The sequence below is a fragment of the Peterkaempfera griseoplana genome, from assembly GCF_001418575.1.
Taxonomy (GTDB): Bacteria; Actinomycetota; Actinomycetes; order Streptomycetales; family Streptomycetaceae; genus Peterkaempfera; species Peterkaempfera griseoplana.
The window spans coordinates 1-20890 of sequence record NZ_LIQR01000299.1; the positions used below are offsets into that span (position 1 = coordinate 1).

The window sequence follows — 20890 nt, forward strand, 5'->3', positions numbered from 1 at the left end:
CCGCGGCGGCCAGCAGCAGACCGGCAAGCGGGAGCGAGACGCACAGCGCCCGGAGGTGGCGGTGGCCTCCGTGCCGCCGCACGCGTGCCGTCATCGTGGTCCCCTGTCCGCAGGTTGTGCTCACCGCGCCCGGGACCTCACGGCGACGGGCTGGTCCGCCGGAGCCGCCGCGCTACGGCAGTGCTCTCACACCGTACTTTTATCCGACCGTGCAGGGAATGCTCACGGCCGGGGTCGACGATCACCCTGACGCTCCTGACCGGCCGCCGGGCAGTCGTCCGCCGCCATCGGGCGCTCCACGGGTGGAGGGCCGTCGGGCAGCCGGGCCGTGGACAGGGGCCCCGCGCCGCTGGGTGCGGCATGACGCCCCGGCGCGTCACCCGCGCAACACAGCGAAGGCGCACCGGTTCCCGGTGCGGCCCCTCGCGCTCTGGTCGGCCGGCCCCCGGGGCTGAGACGGCCGCCGAGGCCCGGCGGCTCGCGGCGTGGGGGGGAAGCGGGAGCGACGGCGGACGCCTGGGCGTCGGCAGCCTGCTCCGGTAGGGGTCAGCGGAGTCGGGGGCTGTCGGGGTCCAGGGGCAAAGAAGCGGTCAGGGTTTGGATGAGGGCGTGTGCGGCGGGGAGCCACATGCCGGAGGCAGGTCCGGTGAGGTACAGGTCGCGGTGGACCCTGGGACGCAGCCTGGTGAGGACGGTGCCCGGCGGCATCATCAGCTGAGCGAGTCCAGGGACGACCGCGATGCCGACGCGAGAGCGGACCATGTCCAGCACGGTGGCAAAGCCGCGGACTCGCGGAAGAGGCGTGTATCGCCTGCCTGCGAGGCGGTGCATCTCCTTGAGGTATTTCTCCACACCGCCGTCGGACAGGAGCATGGTGTCGTCGTCGAGGTCGGCCAGTTCCACCTCGGGCTCGTTGGCCAGGGGATGGTCGCACGGCAGGGCAACGCGGAAGTCGTCGTGCAGGAAGGGTACGGCTCCGGCTGGGATCGGGTCGGGGTCGACGAGTACGGCCATGTCGACGGTTCCTGCTTCGAGCCAGCCGGCGACCTCGTTGTCCTCTCCCTCGAGGACGACGATGTCGATGTTCGGGTGCTCGGTCCGCCACAGGGCGACGCAGTCGGGCATGAGACCGCGGCACACGGTCGGAGGCGCACCGAGTCGTACTGTTCCCTGGGCGTGGGTGGTGAATGTGGCGGCCAGGCTGGTGAGCATGTCGACGGAGTCGATGGCCTGGCGGGCGTGAGGCAGCATGAGGGCGCCCAATGGTGTGGCGCGCGGGGGCGGCGTGTCGCGATGGATGACAGGTGCGCCGAGGGTCTTTTCGAGGGTGGCGACGCTGTGGGAGACGGCGGACTGGCTGATGCCGAGTTTGTGGGCGGCTGGGGCGAAGCCCTGCTGGTCTATGACGGCGACCAGCGCGCGTAGTTGGGCCAACGTCACCGGCATGAGCGATCCTCATCAAGACGTGAAGGTTGTGTGTTGGACGTGATCGTCTCCTCTGCCCACACTCTTGTCCACCGCCGCATTTCACAGGCCCCCGACAGGAGTCAGCCGATGAGCGAGCAGTCAGGCGCAGGCCCCTCCGATCTGTCGAGGAATCTGCCGCCGCCGGCCTTCCCGCCCTCGGCGGCGGGCGCTGTGCCGGCGCCGCCGGCCTACGCTCCCGGTTACCCGTCGCCCCCGGCCCACCCGATGGGCACTGCGGCACCGTGGCCGCCCTCGGCGGACCCTGGTCACCGGCCGCCCACCGGGGCCCGGCCTCCAAGGACCGGGCTGTGGGTCGCGCTCGGTGCGGTGGCCGCGTTGCTGGTGGGCGGTGGGGCGTACGCGCTGGCCGGAGAAACCGTGTCACCGTCCGAGGGCGCGACGGCGGGCGGAAGCGTGGCCGGTGGTGCGGGCTCCGGCTCGGGGAACGGTCCAGGTTCGGACACCGAGAACGGCAAGCAGGCTGCGAGGCCCGGTGCGCAACAGCTGTGGCGCATCGAGTTGCCGGATTCCTACCAGGGCATGACCCGCAATGACGGCATACCGGGGCTGGCGGAGATGGAAGAGATGGCAAAAGCCGAGTACCCGAGCACGGAGGTCGTCGGCACCGTCTACGCCGGCGGAGAGTTCGGGGAGAAGTACGCCGTCGTCATCGGCTTTCACAATGCCGCAGCGCTCACCGAGGCCGAGCGCCAGGAAGCACTCGCCAACGCATGGAAGGCCGACCCGCGGAATTCGGTGCACACCGTTGTCGGCCCGGTCAAGGACGTCGATCCCGGCCCGCTTGGCGGCGCGATGCAGTGTGCGCAGACGGTCTCCGAGCAGGACCAGCCTGACGTCCTCGGCCACACCATGTTCGGCTCTGTGCAGTGCGTGGTGGTGGGGGTCAACACGGCGATCCAGTTCAGCGAGAGCGAGGACCTCTCCGGCAACAGCATCAGCAAGACTGCCGCGGACCTGCGCAATTTCCGGGCGCAGGCCGAGGTGAGGCGCTGACCTGTACCGTCGACTCGTCCAGCCCCGGTGGGCACCCTGCCTCGTACGGCACCACGAGTTCGGCGTCGGCCGCGGAACACCGGAGCGCCGAGCGTCTTTTCGAGGGTGGCAGCGCCGTGGGAGACGGCGGGCCGGCTGATGCCGAGTTCGTGGGCGGCCGGGGCGAGCCCCGCTGGTCCATGACGGCAACCGGCACACGTAGTTGGTCCACCGTCACCGACATGAGCGATCCTCATCGGGGCGTGAAGATTGCGTGTTGGACGTGATCGTCTCCCTTTCTCCACACTGTTGCCCACTGCCCTGTTTCACCGGTTGGGCAAAGCAACTCGGCACGTGCGTCTTCATGACCGGCCTGGGATGCAGCTACAGGAAAGGCCCCTCCCAGGCTCACCTGTGAAATGGCAGTGCCTTGCCGGTGTACACAAATCGCCGGCGGCCTGCCACCGCCATCACGAAGGAGGTCACGACCTTGCGAGGTCGCCGTAGAACCGCAGCGCTGCTCGCTGCCCTCCCGCTCCTGGGCGCCGGAATTCTCAACTCCCCCGTGGCGCAGGCGGCCACCGTCTCCGTCCACTTGCCGGCGACACCCGTGATCAGCGCGTACGGGCGCGTCCACCTCGCGGTGAACGCGAACGCCCAAACGGTGCACGTCGTCCTGCCGCCCGCCCTGGACCACAAGCTGACGGGCGAGGAGTGGCTGTGGGGATCGCCGAACGCGGAGGTGACCGTCCCGGTCACCGCGGACTCGCACGGCACCGTGCCGGACGGCGCCGCCTCGTTCGACGTCCCCGTGCCGGACCACGCGGCCCTGGCCAACGCCATCAGCACCCGCCGCGAGGTGGACCTGATCATCTACAGCACTTACGACTACGACCACGACACGGGATTCCCGACGAGCGACGGCGTAGGCGCCCTCGTCCAGGTCGACCTGGCCGGCTCGCCCGGACCCACAAGCCTCACCGCGGACCTGCGATCCATCAGCGTCGACGAGTACTACACCCTCCCGCAGCGTGTAGCAGTCGGCGCCGGCAGCACCCTTCAGATCCAGGCACCCAGCGGCTTCTTCACGCACGGCCCCGGCGGCACGTGGGAGAGCCCCGCCGCCCCCACGCCGACGTACACCAACTGGTGCGACTACGGGTACTGCACCAACGCACCCCAGCCCCTGTCCTGGAGCGCCGCAGCCAACGGAAGCGCCCTCAGCGTGGGGATACCCTCCGTCCTGCCGTACGACCGCGTGACCGCCCAAGACCGCCTGGAGGTCGTCCAGTCGGAGAACGGCGCAGTGGACGATCCCGTCCACGTCCACCTGACCATCCCCCTGCAGATCTCCGGCGGCACCTCCACCCTCATACCGACGGTCAAGCCCACCATCGCCGGCACCGTGCAGGTAGGACGCACGCTCACTGCCCGCCCGGGCACCTGGTACCCGAAGCCGGCACGCTCCGGCCTCTACAGCGCGCGCTACCAGTGGATGCGTGACGGCAAGCCCATCACCTTCGCCACCCGCTCCACCTACGCCCTGACCGCGGCCGACATGGGGCACCGCATCTCCGTCCGCGTCACCGCCCACATGGCCGACTTCCACGACGGCATCCACACCGCGACGACGTCCACCACGGTCACCGGCCTCACCGCGCCCCGCGCGGTCAAGGCGCCCACCGTCACCGGCACCGCCCTCGTCGGCAAGGTCCTGACCGCCCACCCCGGCACCTGGACCCCAAAGCCCACCAGCATCACCTACCAGTGGTACCGCGACGGCAAGCTGATCAAGGGAGCCGCGAAGTCCACCTACCGCACCACCCGCGCCGACCGCGGTCACCGGATCAGCATCAAGGCCACCGCACACCTGGCCGGCCACTACGACGGCCACGCCACCAGCAAGTCCATCACCGTGCGCTGACCTCACCTTTTCGAGGGCCCGGCACGCCGCGCGGCGTGCCGGGCCTTCTCGTGTCTCTCCAGCCGAGCAGAGCCTCCCGGTCCAGAGGCGCGCGACGAAGCCGCGCTGCAGCGAGACACGGAAGCGTCGCCCTGTCGCCGGAAGGCGAGAGAGCCACGCAAGGCGATCCGTTACCGCGTTGCGGCCACGTGGGGGCAACGCGCCCGAATCACCCTCCCACCCACGGCGGGCCGCACCCTGCGCGCACTCGGCACCGCACCGGCCGGCACCCAGTTCAAGGTCGCATGGAACGGGACCGCGCTGGCCATCCCCCAGAACATTGCCGCTCGCCGGCCCTGCTGCGCGACGAACCGGCGCGGTGCCGCGCGCCTGCGGCGTTGCCGTTACGCAGCCGTGCGGCGTCCTCGACGCAGGTGCCGGCAGACCCGGCGGAGACGCCGATCGCCCATGGGACAACAACGACTAGGACGTACTGGATATAGGAGTCAACCCCACCCCGCGGCACCGCACCCGGACAGGAGGGCCCGACGTATCCCCGCTCGGGTCACGCCGGGGGCCGTCGGGACGACCGGTGGTGATTTTTTCGGCGCAGGGCATTGCCGGTTCGGCGTCGCGGTCCTAGTTTAATTTCTTAACTTAACCAGCACTGCCCCGACTTGAGGAGGCGTCGTGCTGTCACCGGTCGTCCTGGGGATCGACTTCGGAGGTACCAAGACCGCGCTGGCAGTCGCCCGCGCCGACGGGGCCCGGCTGGGGACGGTGACGGTGCAGACGCCGGTCGAGCAGGGCGCCGGGGCCAGCCTGCGACGCGCCGTCGGCGCGGCGCGGGAACTGCTCGGCGAGGTGGCGGCCGGGCAGGGACCGGCCGCCGTCGGGGTGGCGACGATCGGTGTCCCCGGGGAGGACGGGGCCGAACTGGCGCCCAACATCCCCGGCTGGAGCGGGCTCGCCCTCCGGCGCGAGCTGCGGCAGGCCTTTCCCGGGGCCGAGATCCGGCTGGCCAACGATGTGAAGGCCGCCGCGCAGGCCGAGGCCGAGACGGGGGCGCTGCGCGGCTGCGACCCGGGCATCTACCTCAATCTGGGCACCGGCCTGGCCGTGGCACTGGTGGTCGGCGGCAGGGTGGTCGCCGGACACCGCGGAGCCTCCGGCGAGATCGGCTACAACCTGCTGCGCGTGGCCGACGTGGGACGCCCGGCGGCCGGCCGGGTACCCCTGGAGGACGTGGTCAGCGGGCGCGCACTGGGGTCCGCCGCCGCGGACCTGCTACCGCCCGGCCGCGACGCCGAACAGGTCTTCGCCCGCGCCGCACACGACCCGCGGGCCGCCCGGGCGCTGGACCGCTTCCTGACCGAGCTCGCCTTCCACCTGGTCAACCTGGCCAATGTGGTCGACCCCGAGCGGATCGCCGTCGGCGGCGGAATGGTCCGCTCCTGGGACGCCCTGCACGGCCGGCTGCGCCACGCCCTGGACGCCGCCGTGCCGTACCCGCCGCAGCTCGTGCCCGCCGCCTACCCGTACGACGCACCGCTGCGCGGCGCGCTCGGACTCGGCCTCTCGGCCGTGCAGCACCGCTCCCCACTCTGATCCAGGTCATGAAGGGACAGTCAGCAATGAGGCGCTTCAGACTTCTTGCCGCCGTGCTGGCGCTGGGCATGGCCACGGCCGCCTGCTCGGCGACCCAGCACCGGACCGGTTCCGACTCCTCCTCCGGCACCCCGTCCCGCACGTCCGGCGCCGGCACGCCGGCGAACGGCCCGCACAAGAAGGGCGGCACCGTCACCATCGCCAACGAGCAGGGCCAGACCTGGACCTGCCAGTTCAACCCGTTCAACCCCGCCGCCTACCTGGAGTCCAACGGTTTCGTCTACGAGCCGCTGATCTACGTGGACTCGCTGAACAACCAGGCCGAGACGCCGATGCTGGCCACCGGCTACCGGTGGAACGCCGACAAGACCCAGATCGTCTTCACCGTCCGCGACGGTGTGAAGTGGAACGACGGGCAGCCGTTCACCGCCGCCGACGTCGCCTTCACCTTCAACCTGATGAAGCGGGTCCCCGCCACCGACCTCTACGCGCTGTGGAGCGCGGCCGGGCTGAAGAGCGTGACCGCCTCCGGCAACCAGGTCACCCTGGCCTTCAAGCAGACCGCGGAGACCTACTTCTACGCCTTCGCCGACCAGGTGAGCATCGTTCCGCAGCACATCTTCGGCAGCGGCGAGGCCGCCGCCCACCCGGACACCTGGGCCGACCCGCACCCGGTGGGGACCGGCCCGTTCAAGGTCGACCCCTGCAGCCCCAACAACATCCAGTACACCGCCAACTCCGGCTACTGGCAGGCGGGCAAGCCGTACATCCAGAAGGTCGAGTACCCCGCGTACCTGGACAACGGCCCCGCCAACCTGGACCTGGCGGCCGGCAAGGCGCAGTGGGGCAGCCAGTTCATCCCGGGGATCAAGAACTTCTACCTCGACAAGTCGCCGGACAACCACACCTGGTCCCCGCCGGTGCTCAACGTCTCGCTCTTCCCGAACCTCGACCCCTCCCACAAGGCGACCAGCAATCCGGCGGTACGTCAGGCGATCGCCCACGCGATCGACCGCTCCCGGGTCGCGGCCATCGGCGAGGGCGGTCAGGAGCCGCCCGGCAACCAGTCCGGCGTGGTGCTGCCGACGTTCCAGAAGTACTACGACGCGGGCGCGGTGAGCGCGGCCGGCTACGACAAGCCCGATCCCGCCAAGGCCGCCCAGCTGCTGTCCGGCGCCGGGTACTCGCCCGCGCACCCGCTCAAGCTCAGCGTCATCACCATCACCGGCTACACCGACTGGGACGCCTCGCTCGCGGTGATCAAGCAGCAGCTCAAGCCGATCGGGATCGACCTGACCGTCCAGGACCTGGCCCAGCAGACCTTCGACACCCGGCTGTACACCGGCGACTTCGACCTCGCCTACTACGGCGAGCCGACCGGCGGCCCGACCCCCTACTACGAACTGCGGGAGATCCTCGCCTCCGCCAACACCGCGCCGCTCGGCAAGCAGGCCAACGGCAACTACGAGCGGTACCGCAACCCGGCCGTCGATGCGCTGTTCCAGCAGTACGCGACCGCCGACGACGCCGGGCAGGTGGCGATCGTCAAGCAGATCGAAGCCGCGGTGATCAAGGACGTCCCGGTGATCCCGGTGACCGAGTCGGTCGACTGGTTCCAGTACAACACCGCCGACATCGCCGGCTGGCCGACGCCGGAGGACCCGTACGCCCAGCCCGCCGCCTTCAACTTCCCCGACGCCGGCCAGGTGCTGCTCCACCTGTACTCCAAGGCCGCCCAGTAGCGGGCGGCGTCCCCACCGAAAGGAGGTGTGTCCGCGTTGAGGCACCTGCTCCGGCGACTGGGTTTCTTCCTGCTCACCTTGTGGGCCGCGCTGACCCTGAACTTCCTCATCCCGAGGTTCATGCCCGGCAGCCCGGTCACCGCACTGCACGACCGCACGCGCGGCAAGGTCTCCGCCGCGGCGCTGGAGCAGATGCTCACGTCGTTCGGTTTCCGCCCGCACCAGAACATCGGCTCCCAGTACCTGCAGTACCTGGGCAACATGGTGACCGGCCACTGGGGCCTGTCCATCGGCCAGACCCTGGGCGAGCCCGTCACCACCCTCATCGGCCAGGCCCTGCCGTGGACGCTGGGCCTGGTCGGGACCGCCACCGTGCTGGCCTTCCTCCTGGGCACCCTGATCGGTGTGCTGGCGGGCTGGCGGCGCGGCGGGCGGCTGGACACGGTGCTGCCGCCGGTCTTCGTGGTCACCTCGGCGCTGCCCTACTTCTGGGTCGCGCTGCTGCTCATCCTGGTCTTCTCGGTCTGGACCGGCGGCCTGCTGCCCAGCGACTTCAACTACGACAACACCATCGTGCCCGGGTTCTCCCCCGGCTTCGTCGGCAGCGTGCTGCAGCACGCGGTACTGCCGGGCGCGACCCTGCTGATCACCTCGATCGGGGGGTGGATCCTGACCATGCGCAACAACATGATCACCGTCCTGGCCGAGGACTACGTCCGGATGGGCCGGGCCAAGGGGCTGAGCAACCGCCGCATCATGTACGACTACGCGGCCCGCAACGCGATCCTGCCCAACCTCTCCGGCTTCGCCATGTCGCTGGGGTTCGTCATCTCCGGCGCCATCCTCGTCGAGTACGTCTTCAACTACCCGGGGCTCGGCTATCTGCTCTACAACGCGGTGCAGAACGTCGACTACCCGCTGATGCAGGCGCTGTTCATGCTCTTCACCGTCGCCGTGCTGGCCGCCGTGCTGGTCTGCGACCTCGCGACGCTCTGGCTCGACCCGCGCGCCCGGGCGAAGGGGTGAGCGCGCCATGGCGATGAACACCCCCGTACGCAGGCCCGGCGGCGGGCTGTGGCGCGCGCTACGCGGCAGCCGCAAGGCGACGGCCGGAGCCGTCATCCTGCTGCTCTTCGCCGTGATGGCCGCCTTCCCCGGACTGTTCACCTCGGTCCGGGACGCCAACGCGCTGGACTTCGCACCCCGCCTGGGCCCGTCCACCAGGCATCTGCTGGGCACCACCGCACTGGGCCAGGACATCTGGTCCCAACTCGTGTACGGCACCCGCCAGTCGCTGGTCATCGCGCTGGTCGCCGGCTTCCTGGCCACCGTGCTGTCGGTGCTGGTCGGGGTGTCCGCGGCCTACCTGGGCGGACTCCTCGACGACCTGCTGTCGATGCTGATCAACGTGGTGCTGGTGATCCCCGCCTTCCCGCTGATCATCATCCTGGCCAAGTACGCCGGCCGCGGCTCGCTCACCGTGATGCTGACCGTCCTGGTCGTCACCGGCTGGTCGTACGGCGCCAACCAGATGCGCGCCCAGGCGCTGTCGCTGCGCAACCGGGACTTCCTGGAGGCGGCCCGGGTCCGCGGCGAGCGGCGCTCGTACGTCATCGTGGCCGAGGTGCTGCCGACCATGACCTCGCTGATCGTCGCCAACTTCATGGGCGCCGCGCTGTACTCGGTGCTCAGCGCGGCGGGCCTGCAGTTCCTCGGTCTGGGCGACCCCAACTCGGCCAGCTGGGGCACCATGCTCTACTGGGCGCAGAACCAGCAGGCACTGCAGACCGGTTCGCCGCTCTGGTCGCTGGCCCCGGGGCTGTGCGTGGCACTGCTCGGCGCCTCCTTCGCGCTGATCAACCACGCCTTCGACGAGATCGGCAACCCGGCGCTGCGCCCGGTACGGCGCCGGGGTGCGGCACCGGCCGCCGCGGCCCCGCCCGTCGACTCCGCGGCGTCCGATGCGCAGAGCGAGGACTCCCCGCTGCTGCGGGTGAGCGGGCTTCGGGTGGCGTACCAGGGCGCACGCGGTCCGGTGGAGGCCGTGGCGGGAGTCGACCTGACCGTCCGGCGGGGCCAGTTCACCGCCGTGGTGGGCGAGTCGGGCTGCGGCAAGTCCACCCTGCTCTTCGCGATCGCCGGACTGCTCAGCGCACCCGCGGCGGTCACCGCAGGGAGCGTGCTGTTCCGGGGCGACAACCTGGTCACCATGACCGAGAAGCAGCTCAATGCGCTGCGCTGGCGCGACTACTCGGTGGTCATGCAGAGCGCGATGAACGCGCTCAACCCGGTGCGCACGATCGGCGCCCAGTACCGGGACGCGATGCGCGCCCACGGGACGTTCACCGCCGAGCAGGTCCGGGCCCGGTCGGTGGAGGTGCTGGAACTGGTCGGCATCGACCCGGTCCATCTGCGCAGCTATCCCCACCAGTTGTCGGGCGGGATGCGGCAGCGCGCGATGATCGCGATGGCGCTGCTCTTCACCCCGGACCTGGTCATCATGGACGAGCCGACCTCGGCGCTGGACGTGGTGGCGCAGCGCTCGCTGATGGTGCAGATCAAGGAACTGCAGCAGCTGCTGGGCTTCGCGGTGCTCTTCGTCACCCACGACATGTCGCTGGTCCGTCACTTCTCGGACCAGCTACTGGTGATGTACGCCGGTCAGGTCGTCGAGGCCGGTCCGACCCGTACCGTCTTCGACACCCCGGCGCACCCCTACAGCCGGGGGCTGCTGGAGGCCTTCCCGTCGGTCCGCGGTCCCCGGGTCGAGCTGCGGGGCATCACCGGCAGCCCGCCCGATCTGGCCCGGCCGCCGCACGGCTGCCGGTTCGCGCCGCGCTGCCCGGTGGTGGAGGAGCGGTGCCGCGAGTGGGAACCCGAGCTGTACCCGGTCGGGGAGGTGCGGGCGCGCTGTCTGCTGCAGGCTCCCGACCGCCGGACCCGTCCCCTGCCGCCCGTGGAGGCGACCTCATGACCGCGGAGACCGCCGGAGCAGCGGGGACTGCCGGGACCACCGCAGCCACCGGGACGCACGGGCCTGCGGACACCGCTGCCCGGCCGGCGCTGCTGGAGACCGTCGGCCTCACCCGGCACTTCCGGGTCGGCGGCGGTCTGTCCCGCCGTACCCTGCACGCCGTCGACGACGTCAGCCTGGTGATCCACGACCGGGAGATCGTCGCCCTGGTCGGCGAGAGCGGCAGCGGCAAGTCCACGCTCGCCCGGCTGCTGGCGCAGGTGTACCGGCCGACCGGCGGGGAGATCCGCTACCAGGGACGGTCGCTCGCCACGCTGCGCGGACGCCGGGCGCAGCTGGCGTACCGCAGTGATGTGCCGATGGTCTTCCAGGACCCCTTCAGTTCCCTCAACCCGGCCTACCGGGTGTCGCACGGCATCCTGCGCGGGCTGGCGCTGCACCGGCCCGGGCTCGGCAGGGCCGAGCGGCGCGCGGAGGCCGAGCGGGTGGTCGAGGCGGTGGGGCTCGCCCCCGCCGCCGAGATCCTCGACCGGTACCCGCACGAGCTGTCCGGCGGGCAGCGGCAGCGGATCGGCTTCGCGCAGGCCCTGGCCTACCGGCCCCGGCTGATCCTGGCCGACGAGCCGGTGTCGATGCTGGACGTGTCGATCCGGATCGGTCTGCTCAATGTGATGACGCAGCTGCGCGAGCGTGAGGGCGTCTCGATCCTCTACATCACCCATGACATCGCCAGTGCCCGCTATGTCGCCGACCGGCTGCTGGTGATGTACGGCGGACACGTCGTGGAGTCGGGGCCCACCGAGGCCGTCCTCACCGCCCCCAGACATCCCTACACCCAGTTGCTCCTCTCGGCGGTGCCGGATCCACGGGCGCCGCTGGAGGTGGACGCCGCGGCGGCGCGCTCCGATCCGCCCGCGGTGATCGATCCGGCCCCGGGCTGCCGTTTCCGTGCCCGGTGCCCGTTGGCGGTCGACGCCTGCCATGCCCTCACCCCGCGGCTGCGGGAGCTGGGTCCGGCACACGCCGCCGCCTGCCATGTCGCCGAGGCGGACGCCCCGAGCCCCCGGGCGTCCGCCGCACCGGCCTGACCCTTTCCACGCCACGCTCCTCCCCCACCGACAAGGGAGCACTTATGGCACGTCACGGAAGGCATCCGATTGTCGCGACGGTGGCCCTGGCGGTCGCCGCAGTGACCGCGCTGCAAAGCGGCCCCACCCCCCGGGCCGGTGCGCCGGCCCCCGTCGCCCTGTCCGCCCCGGCGACCGGCAGCACCGCGGTGGCCGATCTGGGCTCCGCCACCGGCTGGAAGGTGGTGAGCAGCGCCACGGCCACCCAGTCCGGAGCCCAGATCTCCACTCCGGGCTTCGGCACCTCCGGCTGGCTGACCGTCGCCAACGACGGCGGCGGCGCACCGGGGACCGAGATCAAGGCGCTGCTGGAGAACGGCAGCTGCCCCAACGTCTTCACCTCCACCACCATGAAGTCCTGCTTCGGGCAGATGACCAAGGTCGGCCCCGAGACCATCGCCCAGTTCTCGGTGCCCTGGTGGTACCGGACCGACTTCACCGCACCGCCCGCCGGACAGAACGCCAAGCTGGTCCTGAACGGCGTGGTCGGAGCGGCGGACGTCTGGGTCAACGGCACGCAGGTGGCGACCGCGGCGACGGTCACCGGTGCCTACGCACGCAATGTCTTCGACGTCACCGGGCTGCTGCTCCCGGGGACCAACTCGGTGGCGATCGAGATGCACCCCAACGATCCGAGCAGCATGCTCACCCTGGACGACGTGGACTGGAGCCAGATCCCGCCGGACAACAACACCGGCATCCAGTTCCCGGTGCAGCTGCAGACCGGCGGACCGCTGGTGGTCGGCAACGCCCATGCCGTGCCCAACACCGCCGCGGATCTGAGCAGTTCGGCGCTGACCGTCAAGGCGGACGTCACCAACACCTCGGCGAGCGCGCAGACCGGCACGGTCTCCGCCACCGTCACCCCGCCGGGCGGCGGCACCCCGGTCACGGTCAGCCAGAGTGTGACCGTGGCGGCGGGCTCCACCCAGACGGTCTCCTTCACGCCCGCCTCGTACCCGGGGCTGACCCTCGCGAGCCCGCAGATCTGGTGGCCCTACCAGCTCGGCGGACAGCCGCTGTACACGCTCGGCACCTCGGTGGCGCAGGGCGGCACGGTGCTCAACTCGACCAGCGGCACCTTCGGGATCCGCACCGTCACCTCGTACCTGACCGGGGCGTCGTCGGCGGCGCCGAGCGGGGTGCGAGCCTTCAAGATCAATAATGTGCCGCTGGTGGTCCGCGGCGGCGGCTGGTCCCCGGACCTGTTCCTGCGCTACGACCCGGCGGACACCGCCCAGCAGATCGGCCTGATGAAGTCGATGGGCATCAACACCGTTCGCCTCGAGGGCCATCTGATGCCGGCCGACTGGTACCAGCAGATGGACGCCGCCGGGATCCTGGTCAACGCCGGGTACCAGTGCTGCGACTTCTGGGAGAGCACCAGCTACACCGCCGCCCAGCAGGCCGTCTACCAGCTGACCGCGAAGACCGTCGGCGAGACCCTGCGCAACCACCCGTCGGTCTTCAGTTTCCAGTGGAGCGACAACGCACCGACCGCGACCCAGGAGTCGCTGGCACTGGCGGGCTTCGCCGCGGCCGACTACACGGGCCCGTTCATCGCCTCCGCGGAGTACAAGAGCAGCCCGCAGCTGGGCGCGGCGGGTGAGAAGGAGGGCCCGTACGACTGGGTGCCGCCGAACTACTGGTACGACACCACCCACAGCAGCGGCGGCGACCTGACCAACTCCGGCGGTGCGTGGGGCTTCGACAGCGAGCAGAGCGCGGGCAACACCGTCCCCACCCTGGACTCGATCAACCGATTCCTGTCCCCGTCCGAGCAGTCGGACCTGTGGCAGTCGCCGGGCGCCAACCAGTACCACAACAACTACGAGGGCACCAAGCACACCGGCTACCACTTCGGCACCCTCTACAACCTCGACACCGCGATCACCAACCGCTACGGCGCCTGGACGAGCCTCAACCAGTACGTCCAGGAGGCGCAGGTCCAGAACTACGAGGACACCCGGGCCCAGTTCGAGGCCTTCGTCGCCCACTCGGCCAACACCTCGGCGCCGTCCACCGGAACCATCTACTGGCAGCTGAACAAGGGCTGGCCGACCCTGCTCTGGTCGCTCTGGAACAACGACGGCGACCAGGCGGGAGCCTACTTCGGCGCACAGAAGGCCAACCGGCCGCTGCACGCCCTCTACACCCTGGACAACGGAACGGTGACGGTCGACAACCTGGGCGGCGCCACCCAGTCCGGGGTGACGGTCGAGGCCAAGGTGTACAACACCGCCGGCACCCTGCTCGACGACCGGACCTCGGGCAGCCTCACCCTGGCCTCCCAGCAGGTGGTCAGCTCCGTGCTGACCCCCAGCACCCCCACCACCGCCGGCACGGTCTACTTCGTCGAACTGCTGGTGCGGCAGAACGGCACCCTGGTCGACCGCAACGTCTACTGGCAGCCGACCACGCCGGACGTCCCCAACTGGAACAAGACCATCGGCCAGCCGCAGGCCGCCATGTCGCAGTACGCCAACCTCAAGGCACTGCAGAGCCTGCCCCAGGCCACCGTCTCGGCGACCGCCACCACCAGCAGCCACGCGGGCCCCAACGGGGCGGACAGACTGGTGACGGTCACCGTCACCAACACCTCCAGCCGCCCGACCGTCGGGTTCTTCCTGCGGGCCGACATCCGGCGGGGAACCACCTCCGGGACCGAGCTGGCGGGCGACAACGAACTGCAGAGCTCGATCTGGGGCGACAACGACGTGACGCTCTGGCCCGGTGAGTCGGAGACGCTCACCGCGAGCTACAACTCGGCCGACCTCCGGGGCGCCACACCGGTGGTCAGCGTCTCCGGGTGGAACGTGCCCACCTTCGACGTCCTTGCGGGGTGAGGTGACCATGCGACTGCGACAGACCCTGACGACACTGCTGGCCGCACTGGGCCTGGTGGCAGCCGGCCTGCTGGCCTGCGCCGGCCCGAGCGCGGCGGCGGGCCTCCCCAACACCGTGGTGCCGGCCCCGGTCAGCGTGGTCTCCGACGGCAGCACCTTCACGCTGACCCCGGCGGCCACCCTCACCTCCGACGACGCCGGCGTCGGCGGCTATCTGGCGAGCATCCTGCGCGCCTCCACCGGGTACGCCCTGCCGCTCACGGTCGGTGCGTCCGCTCCGGGCAGCATCGCGCTGCAGCTCTCCGGGGCCCCCGGCAGCGTCGGCGCGGAGGGCTACCAGCTCACCACCACCGCCACCGGCGTGGTCCTCCGGGCCCAGCAGCCCGCCGGGCTCTTCCACGGCGTGCAGACCCTGCTCCAACTGCTGCCGCCGGCGGTGATGAGCAGCACCGTGCAGCCCGGACCGTGGACGGTGCCCGGCGGCACCGTCCTGGACTACCCGCGCTTCGGCTACCGCGGGGCGATGCTCGACGTCGCCCGGCACTTCTTCACGGTGGCCCAGGTCAAGCACTACATCGACGAGTTGGCGCTGTACAAGGTCAACATCCTGCATCTGCACCTCTCCGACGACCAGGGCTGGCGGATCGCCGTCAACAGCTGGCCCAACCTGGCGACCTACGGCGGCAGCACCCAGGTCGGCGGCGGCCCCGGGGGCTACTACACCCAGGCCGACTACTCGGCGATCGTCTCCTATGCGGCGTCCCGCTTCATGACCGTGGTCCCCGAGATCGACATGCCCGGCCACACCAACGCCGCGCTGGCCTCGTACGCCCAGCTCAACTGCAACGGCACGGCGCCCGCGCTCTACACCGGCACGAACGTCGGCTTCAGCTCGCTGTGCGTGCCGCTGCCGCTCACCTACACCTTCCTCGACCAGGTGATCGGCGAACTGGCCGCCCTGACCCCCGGTCCCTATCTGCACATCGGCGGGGACGAGGCGTCCTCGACCACCGCCGCCGACTACGCCTCGTTCCTCGGCCAGGTGCAGCAGATCGTCGCCGCGCACGGCAAGACGGTGGTGGGCTGGCACGACATCACCCACGCCACGCTGCAGCCCTCCGCCGTCGCCCAGTACTGGGGCACCACCGCCTCGGACTCCGCCGTGGCGGCTGCGGCGGCGGGCGGGACCAAGGTCGTCATGTCCCCGGCCAACAAGGCGTACCTGGACATGAAGTACACGCGCAAGATCAAGCTCGGTCAGACGTGGGCCGGGCTGATCGACGTCAACACCGCCTACGGATGGGACCCCGGCAACTACCTCACAGGAGTGACCGGAGCCTCGGTCCAGGGCGTCGAGGCGCCGCTGTGGACCGAAACCATCGTCACCTCGGCGGACATCGACTACATGGCCTTCCCCCGCCTCCCGGCCCTGGCCGAACTCGGCTGGTCCCCGTGGTCCACGCACGACGTGACCGCGTTCGACCAGCGGCTGGCGGCCCAGGGACCGCGCTGGAAGGCCATGGGCGTCAACTACTACCACTCGACCCAGATCAGCTGGCCCAGCGGCTCATGACCGGCCGCTGAACCCGGACCGGGTCCCGCCGCCGACGGTGGCGGGACCCGGCCCCGTTCCGGGACGGCGGCGGTGGCCGCCGCACCGGACGCCGGGTCCCCGCGGCGCCGCGCGGGCGCCGCCCACACACTCGGGTCCACCAGCCACGACAGGGGATCACCAGCCATGGACGAACTGCCCTGGAGCAGACGGCTGTTGCGCCGCAACAACGAATGGCTGCTGCTGGAGCGGCTGCGCTCCGCCGGGGCCGCCTCCCGGGCCCAGCTGGCCCGGGACAGCGGGCTGTCCAAGCCGACCGTCTCCTCCGCGCTGGCCGCCCTCGAACAGGCCGGCCTGGTCCGCCCGGCCGGCACGCTCGCCCCCGAGCGGGGCCGCATCGCCATCCTGTACGAGCCCGACCCCACCGCGGGCCATGTGCTCGGCATCGACATCGGCCGGGCCCGGCTCCGCACCGCCGTCGCCGACCTCTCCGGAGCCCTGGTCGCCCGGGTGGACCTGCCCAACCGGGGGCGCAGCGCCGGTTCGGTCGCCGACGCCGTGATCGACGCCGCCGCACGGGCCGTCACCGCGGCCGGGATCACCAGCGCCGACGTCGTGCATGTGGCGGTGGGAACGCCCGGCGTCTTCGACCCCCGTACCGGCCGCGTCCAGTACGCCGTCAACCTGCCGGGATGGGGACGGCCGGGCCTCTTCGCGCGGATCCGGGAACGGCTCGGCATCGCGCTCTCCGTCCACAACGACGCCAACCTCGCCGCACTCGGCGAGTACGCCTTCGGCGCCGGCGCGGGCAGCCCCCTCTTCGTCTACCTCCTGATCGGCACCGGTCTGGGCATGGGCGTGGTGGCCGACGGCCGGCTGTTCGAGGGCGCCCACGGCGCCGCGGGCGAGATCGGCTACCTGGCGCTGATGGAGGAGCTGCCGGAGGCCGGCCGCGCACCGCGCCGCGGAGTGCTGGAGGACGCCGTCTCCGCGGACGCCGTCGTCCGCGCCGCGCGCCGGTGCGGCATGACCGGGCCGCTGACGGCCAAGCGGGTCTTCGACGCCGCCCGGGCCGGCAGCGAGCCCGCGATCGCCGCCGTCCAGCAGGAGGGCCGGCGGCTGGCCCTGGTGGTGGCCTCGGTCTCCGCAGTCCTCGACCCCGACCTGGTGGTCCTCGGCGGCGGCGTCGGCCACAGCGCCGACCTGCTGCTCGACATCGTGCGGAGCACGCTGCACCGGCTCACCCCGCTGCGTCCCGCCGTGGCGCCCAGCGCCCTCGGCGAGGACGCCGTGCTGCTCGGCGCCATCGCCACCGCGCTGCGGACCGCCCGGCCGCTCGTCTTCGAGCGCCGTACCGCGCGCGCCGCCGGCCAGGACCCCTCGGGCACCTGATCACTCCCCCGGACCTGCGGCCCGGTCCGACCGCCTTGCCCCTCCGGCCCGGGCCAGGGATTCTGGAGGTCGAATACTTGACACCTCATCCAGCCTGAACAGCTGTCACAGGTTGAGGTTCGTCAAGGGCCACAACATGGCCCATGACGTGGGTCGCCTACACCTCCTATCCGAAGCAGAGGCAATGACACGGGAAACGGGCCTGTCCTGGCTTTCTCACCAGTGCGAGGAGCTCACCGATCTACCCGAACTGGAGCTCGACCGTCTGATCGAGCAGGGTCCCGTCTCTGCCATGGTTCTGACGGTGGAGCGCGCTGCGGCGGAGCTGGACCGCTCGGTGTCCCTGCAGCTGGGGAGCGATCTCCGGTGTCTGCTGGAGTCCTCGCTGCCGGAAGAGACGATCCGGACCGCCTGGGCCGGGTCGACGGACTACGCCTTCGACCCGGTCAAGGAGGGCGTAGCTCCTCGTATCTGGCTGAAAAGAATCGAATCGGTCTGGCTTGCGGCCGAGCGGCGGCGCGACCCGAACTTTGTTCCGCCGTCGGCCCGGCCGGTGACGGACGAGGCGCTGCGCGCGGAGGTTCTCCGGGTGATGCGTCCGCTCGCGGACGGATTGACCGCAGCGCACACGAACACGCAGGTGTCCAACCCCAGCCCACTGCCGCCCCTGCTGCCGGCGCTCCAGCGGGTCGTCACGGAGGCATGCGCGGATCTCGGGTATCGGTTGTTTCTTCGAGCGGTGAAGTTCTACACGCTGCCGGTCGGGGAGGCGCTCTTCACGGAGATGGTCGCCCTCGGGGGCCGGCTCGGTCATCCGGCCGGTCCGGTCGAGGACGACCACAACCGGAGGGATGAACAAGGTCCGTGGAGTGCCGCGGTCAGGTGACTGTCGGGGTCCTTGATGGAGCGAGAACATCGCTGCCGGCCTGCGCAGGCACTGCCGCGACGCCGTCCGGCCGTTGAGCACCCTCGGCATCGCTGATCAAACCGGGCGCAGCCGCGGGAACGACGCCGCCCTGCCTGATGCCGCCGCCGAACCGCGAAGTGAGATAGCGTCATATTCTGTGTGCGTGAGTGCTCTTGTTCTCACCGGACCGCGTGACTTTTGAAATTCTGCATCGGCTGGTGCGCTCCGTACGGCTTCCTCTATAGCCGTATACCTGACAACCAGCCCGGTTGCCGTCCCATGAGCGGATCGTTTCACGGCGCGGCCGCCGCGCCGGATCGCCGTGGTCCCGCGCGCGGATTTCCGGCATGTCCGCTTAACTGCCCGGCCATACCGCCGTCGCGGCGGCGCAAACTCGCCCTCGTAGTAGTGGGACCGACACGGCGGACACGGTTCGTCCGCCGCGCAGGTCACATGGAGCAATTGTGAGAAGTTACGCCCGAAGGAATTTCATCGCCGGACTTGCCCTGGTCGCAGCCGCCGCCGTGGCGGCACCCGCGGCCGCCGCACCCCTGCCCGCTCCCGCGCAGGCGGCGGGAACGTGGGAACTCATCGGCAAGGACGTGTTCACCGGCGAGGCCGAAGGCTCGCGCAGCCAGGGCGTCACCACCGACGGCACCCACTGGTACTTCTCCAGCAGCAACGGGCTGGAGATCACGGACATGCAGTACAAGACGCTCCTCAAGAGCTCGCCGGCCATTCCGTCGGCCTTGGCCAATCCCTCAACGCTGGCCTACAAGGGCCTGAACCACATCGGCGACTTCGACTACGCCGACGGCAAGCTCTACATCTCGCTCGACACCAGCACGCGCGACTCGGTCACCGGAAGCCGTTACGACACGCCGGTGTTCGCCGTCTACAACGCCGCCGATCTGGGCTACACCGGCCAGGCCGCCGCCCTCAACCCGCCGCACGGCGTGCAGGACATCGCGAGCTGGGTGGCCGTCGACGCCGCCAGGGGCCTCGCCTACGGCATGGCCTACAACAACGCGACGGAAATCGCCGTCTACAACCTGCGCGACTGGTCGTTCAACCGGTACATCCCGCTGTCGCAGACGGTCGACCAGGCCCAGGGCGGCAAGATCCACGACGGCTGGATGTACTTCGCCTCGAACGACGCGGAGAAGAACATCTCCCGCGCCAACCTGACGACCGGCGAGGTCCAGGAGCTCTTCGACCTCAAGGTTCCCTACCCCCAGGAGGTCGAGGGCCTGTCGTTCCTGGACACACCGCAGGGCCTGACCCTCAACATCCTCAACCGGGAACTGCCGGACCCGAACGGTCCCAGCAACGTCACCTTCTACCACTACCGGCTGAAGGCGCCGGGCACCCCGGACATCAAGGGCTCGCCGAAGGTCGGCGGATTTGTGACCGCCGACCCGGGCACCTGGACCCCGGATGCGCGGTTCGGCTACCAGTGGCTCGTGAACGGCAAGGCGGTGGCGGGCGCGACCGGCTCCCGGTTCCACCTCCTGGGCAAGTACCTCGGGGACACGGTGACCGTCCAGGTGACCGGCACGTGGGCCGACGGCACGTCGAGCACCGTCGAGTCCGGACCGTTGACGGTCGCCACCGGCTCCGGCACCAAGGGCTGAGGGGTCACACCGTGAACTGACCCTCCGAGGTCCCGACGCGGCCGGGCCGCACCGCAGGCACATCCGCCCGGTGCGGCCCGCGGCGTAAGGGGCACCGGCGTGCGGGGCAGCGGCCGGGCCGGGCTCGTGGGTCGGTCGGGGGACCCCGGCCGGGCGGCGTCCAGGGTGCGCACGGGGCCAGTACCGCCGTGGGACACCTGGAGCACGACAGCCACACGGGCGCACAGGAGCCCGGCGGTTCAGCGGAGAGTGCCCGGTGCCGGCAGGCCACGAGTAATCGATCACAGAACCAGTGGAGGGGGCAATTGCCGCCGCCCTCAGTGCCCTGTTCGCCACCCGGCAGGCTTCCCCGCAAGCCGTCACGAGGGTTCTCCGCTGGGCTGTCCGATACGAGTGATCACGTACGACGCCGCGTTCGAGGCCACCCGTTAAAGATCAAGTTAGGGTCTGTTGCAACCTCGTCGGTGCGGAGCAGAACGGCGACGAGGCGGCCCCCGACCCTTTGGCGGATGCCGCCGGGCACGCCCTCAGCGGTCATGGCCGTGTCGAGGTGGCCGAGGACGGCCCGCAGGCGGTGGACTTCGGCCGCGTACTCGGGGTCGTGCAGGGCGGCGTGCCGGACGTCCGCGTTGCGGACCAGGTGCTCGCGGAGCAGCGCTTCGCCGTCGCAGGTGTCCATGTCGGCAGTGTCCCAGAGGCCCTGGTCACCGGGCCGCTTCCCGATCCGCACCAGCCGACGGCGGGG

14 protein-coding genes and 1 pseudogene are annotated in these 20890 nt (G+C 70.7%); 12 read left to right on the forward strand and 3 right to left on the reverse strand.

All coding sequences use genetic code 11. From position 1 onward, the window contains the following. Window positions 1-546 precede the first annotated feature (546 nt). The gene (locus AOK09_RS22075) at window positions 547-1446 is read right to left on the reverse strand and encodes a LysR family transcriptional regulator (protein ID WP_055588963.1); all 900 of its coding nucleotides are present in this window, start codon (window positions 1444-1446) and stop codon (window positions 547-549) included. 348 nt (window positions 1447-1794) lie between these two features. Here AOK09_RS22075 and AOK09_RS42380 point away from each other — a divergent pair, with 348 nt between their 5' ends. Beyond that, entirely contained in the window at window positions 1795-2481 is a 687-nt protein-coding gene (locus AOK09_RS42380; protein ID WP_055588964.1) for a hypothetical protein, read from the forward strand. A gap of 29 nt (window positions 2482-2510) precedes the next feature. On the opposite strand, the pseudogene AOK09_RS43730 reads toward AOK09_RS42380, so the two are convergent. Beyond that, window positions 2511-2717: pseudogene (locus AOK09_RS43730) on the reverse strand (helix-turn-helix domain-containing protein); the annotation flags it as partial. A gap of 233 nt (window positions 2718-2950) precedes the next feature. Here AOK09_RS43730 and AOK09_RS22085 point away from each other — a divergent pair. The 11 genes from AOK09_RS22085 to AOK09_RS22135 all read left to right on the forward strand — a co-directional run bounded on the left by AOK09_RS22085 (window position 2951) and on the right by AOK09_RS22135 (window position 20145). Then, complete coding sequence (locus tag AOK09_RS22085; protein WP_157875987.1) at window positions 2951-4384, forward strand: hypothetical protein; 1434 nt, start codon at window positions 2951-2953, stop codon at window positions 4382-4384. Window positions 4385-5053: 669 nt separating this feature from the next. Beyond that, window positions 5054-5971, forward strand: a complete 918-nt coding sequence (locus tag AOK09_RS22090) for an ROK family protein (RefSeq protein ID WP_055588966.1) — start codon at window positions 5054-5056, stop codon at window positions 5969-5971. A gap of 26 nt (window positions 5972-5997) precedes the next feature. Continuing rightward, complete coding sequence (locus tag AOK09_RS22095) at window positions 5998-7713, forward strand: ABC transporter substrate-binding protein (protein WP_055588967.1); 1716 nt, start codon at window positions 5998-6000, stop codon at window positions 7711-7713. Between the two features lie 27 nt (window positions 7714-7740). Beyond that, window positions 7741-8739, forward strand: coding sequence for an ABC transporter permease (locus AOK09_RS22100; RefSeq protein ID WP_407675430.1), 999 nt, complete (start codon window positions 7741-7743; stop codon window positions 8737-8739). Window positions 8740-8746: 7 nt separating this feature from the next. After that, window positions 8747-10687: a dipeptide/oligopeptide/nickel ABC transporter permease/ATP-binding protein gene (locus AOK09_RS42385; protein ID WP_245687416.1), complete on the forward strand. Its 1941-nt coding sequence runs from the start codon at window positions 8747-8749 to the stop codon at window positions 10685-10687. Next, window positions 10684-11775, forward strand: coding sequence for an ABC transporter ATP-binding protein (locus tag AOK09_RS22110; RefSeq protein ID WP_079063309.1), 1092 nt, complete (start codon window positions 10684-10686; stop codon window positions 11773-11775). The genes AOK09_RS42385 and AOK09_RS22110 overlap by 4 nt, the downstream gene beginning before the upstream one ends. 44 nt (window positions 11776-11819) lie before the next feature. Next, entirely contained in the window at window positions 11820-14660 is a 2841-nt protein-coding gene (locus AOK09_RS41150) for a glycoside hydrolase family 2 protein (RefSeq protein WP_055588969.1), read from the forward strand. Window positions 14661-14667: 7 nt separating this feature from the next. Beyond that, window positions 14668-16233: a beta-N-acetylhexosaminidase gene (locus tag AOK09_RS41155; protein ID WP_055588989.1), complete on the forward strand. Its 1566-nt coding sequence runs from the start codon at window positions 14668-14670 to the stop codon at window positions 16231-16233. Window positions 16234-16398: 165 nt separating this feature from the next. Continuing rightward, the gene (locus AOK09_RS22125) at window positions 16399-17604 is read left to right on the forward strand and encodes an ROK family transcriptional regulator (RefSeq protein WP_055588970.1); all 1206 of its coding nucleotides are present in this window, start codon (window positions 16399-16401) and stop codon (window positions 17602-17604) included. A gap of 184 nt (window positions 17605-17788) precedes the next feature. Next, entirely contained in the window at window positions 17789-18490 is a 702-nt protein-coding gene (locus AOK09_RS22130) for a hypothetical protein (protein WP_055588971.1), read from the forward strand. 485 nt (window positions 18491-18975) lie between these two features. Continuing rightward, complete coding sequence (locus AOK09_RS22135; RefSeq protein ID WP_157875988.1) at window positions 18976-20145, forward strand: hypothetical protein; 1170 nt, start codon at window positions 18976-18978, stop codon at window positions 20143-20145. A gap of 397 nt (window positions 20146-20542) precedes the next feature. Here AOK09_RS22135 and AOK09_RS22140 read toward each other — a convergent pair whose 3' ends face one another. Next, window positions 20543-20824, reverse strand: coding sequence for a hypothetical protein (locus tag AOK09_RS22140; protein ID WP_157875989.1), 282 nt, complete (start codon window positions 20822-20824; stop codon window positions 20543-20545). Window positions 20825-20890 lie beyond the last annotated feature (66 nt).

Coding starts and splice junctions, on each gene's coding strand:
- AOK09_RS22075 (WP_055588963.1), bottom strand. CDS start 1,446: ATGCCGGTGACGTTGGCCCAACTACGCGCGCTGGTCGCCGTCATAGAC.
- AOK09_RS22095 (WP_055588967.1), top strand. CDS start 5,998: ATGAGGCGCTTCAGACTTCTTGCCGCCGTGCTGGCGCTGGGCATGGCC.
- AOK09_RS42385 (WP_245687416.1), top strand. CDS start 8,747: ATGGCGATGAACACCCCCGTACGCAGGCCCGGCGGCGGGCTGTGGCGC.
- AOK09_RS22110 (WP_079063309.1), top strand. CDS start 10,684: ATGACCGCGGAGACCGCCGGAGCAGCGGGGACTGCCGGGACCACCGCA.
- AOK09_RS41150 (WP_055588969.1), top strand. CDS start 11,820: ATGGCACGTCACGGAAGGCATCCGATTGTCGCGACGGTGGCCCTGGCG.
- AOK09_RS41155 (WP_055588989.1), top strand. CDS start 14,668: ATGCGACTGCGACAGACCCTGACGACACTGCTGGCCGCACTGGGCCTG.
- AOK09_RS22125 (WP_055588970.1), top strand. CDS start 16,399: ATGGACGAACTGCCCTGGAGCAGACGGCTGTTGCGCCGCAACAACGAA.
- AOK09_RS22130 (WP_055588971.1), top strand. CDS start 17,789: ATGACACGGGAAACGGGCCTGTCCTGGCTTTCTCACCAGTGCGAGGAG.
- AOK09_RS22140 (WP_157875989.1), bottom strand. CDS start 20,824: ATGGACACCTGCGACGGCGAAGCGCTGCTCCGCGAGCACCTGGTCCGC.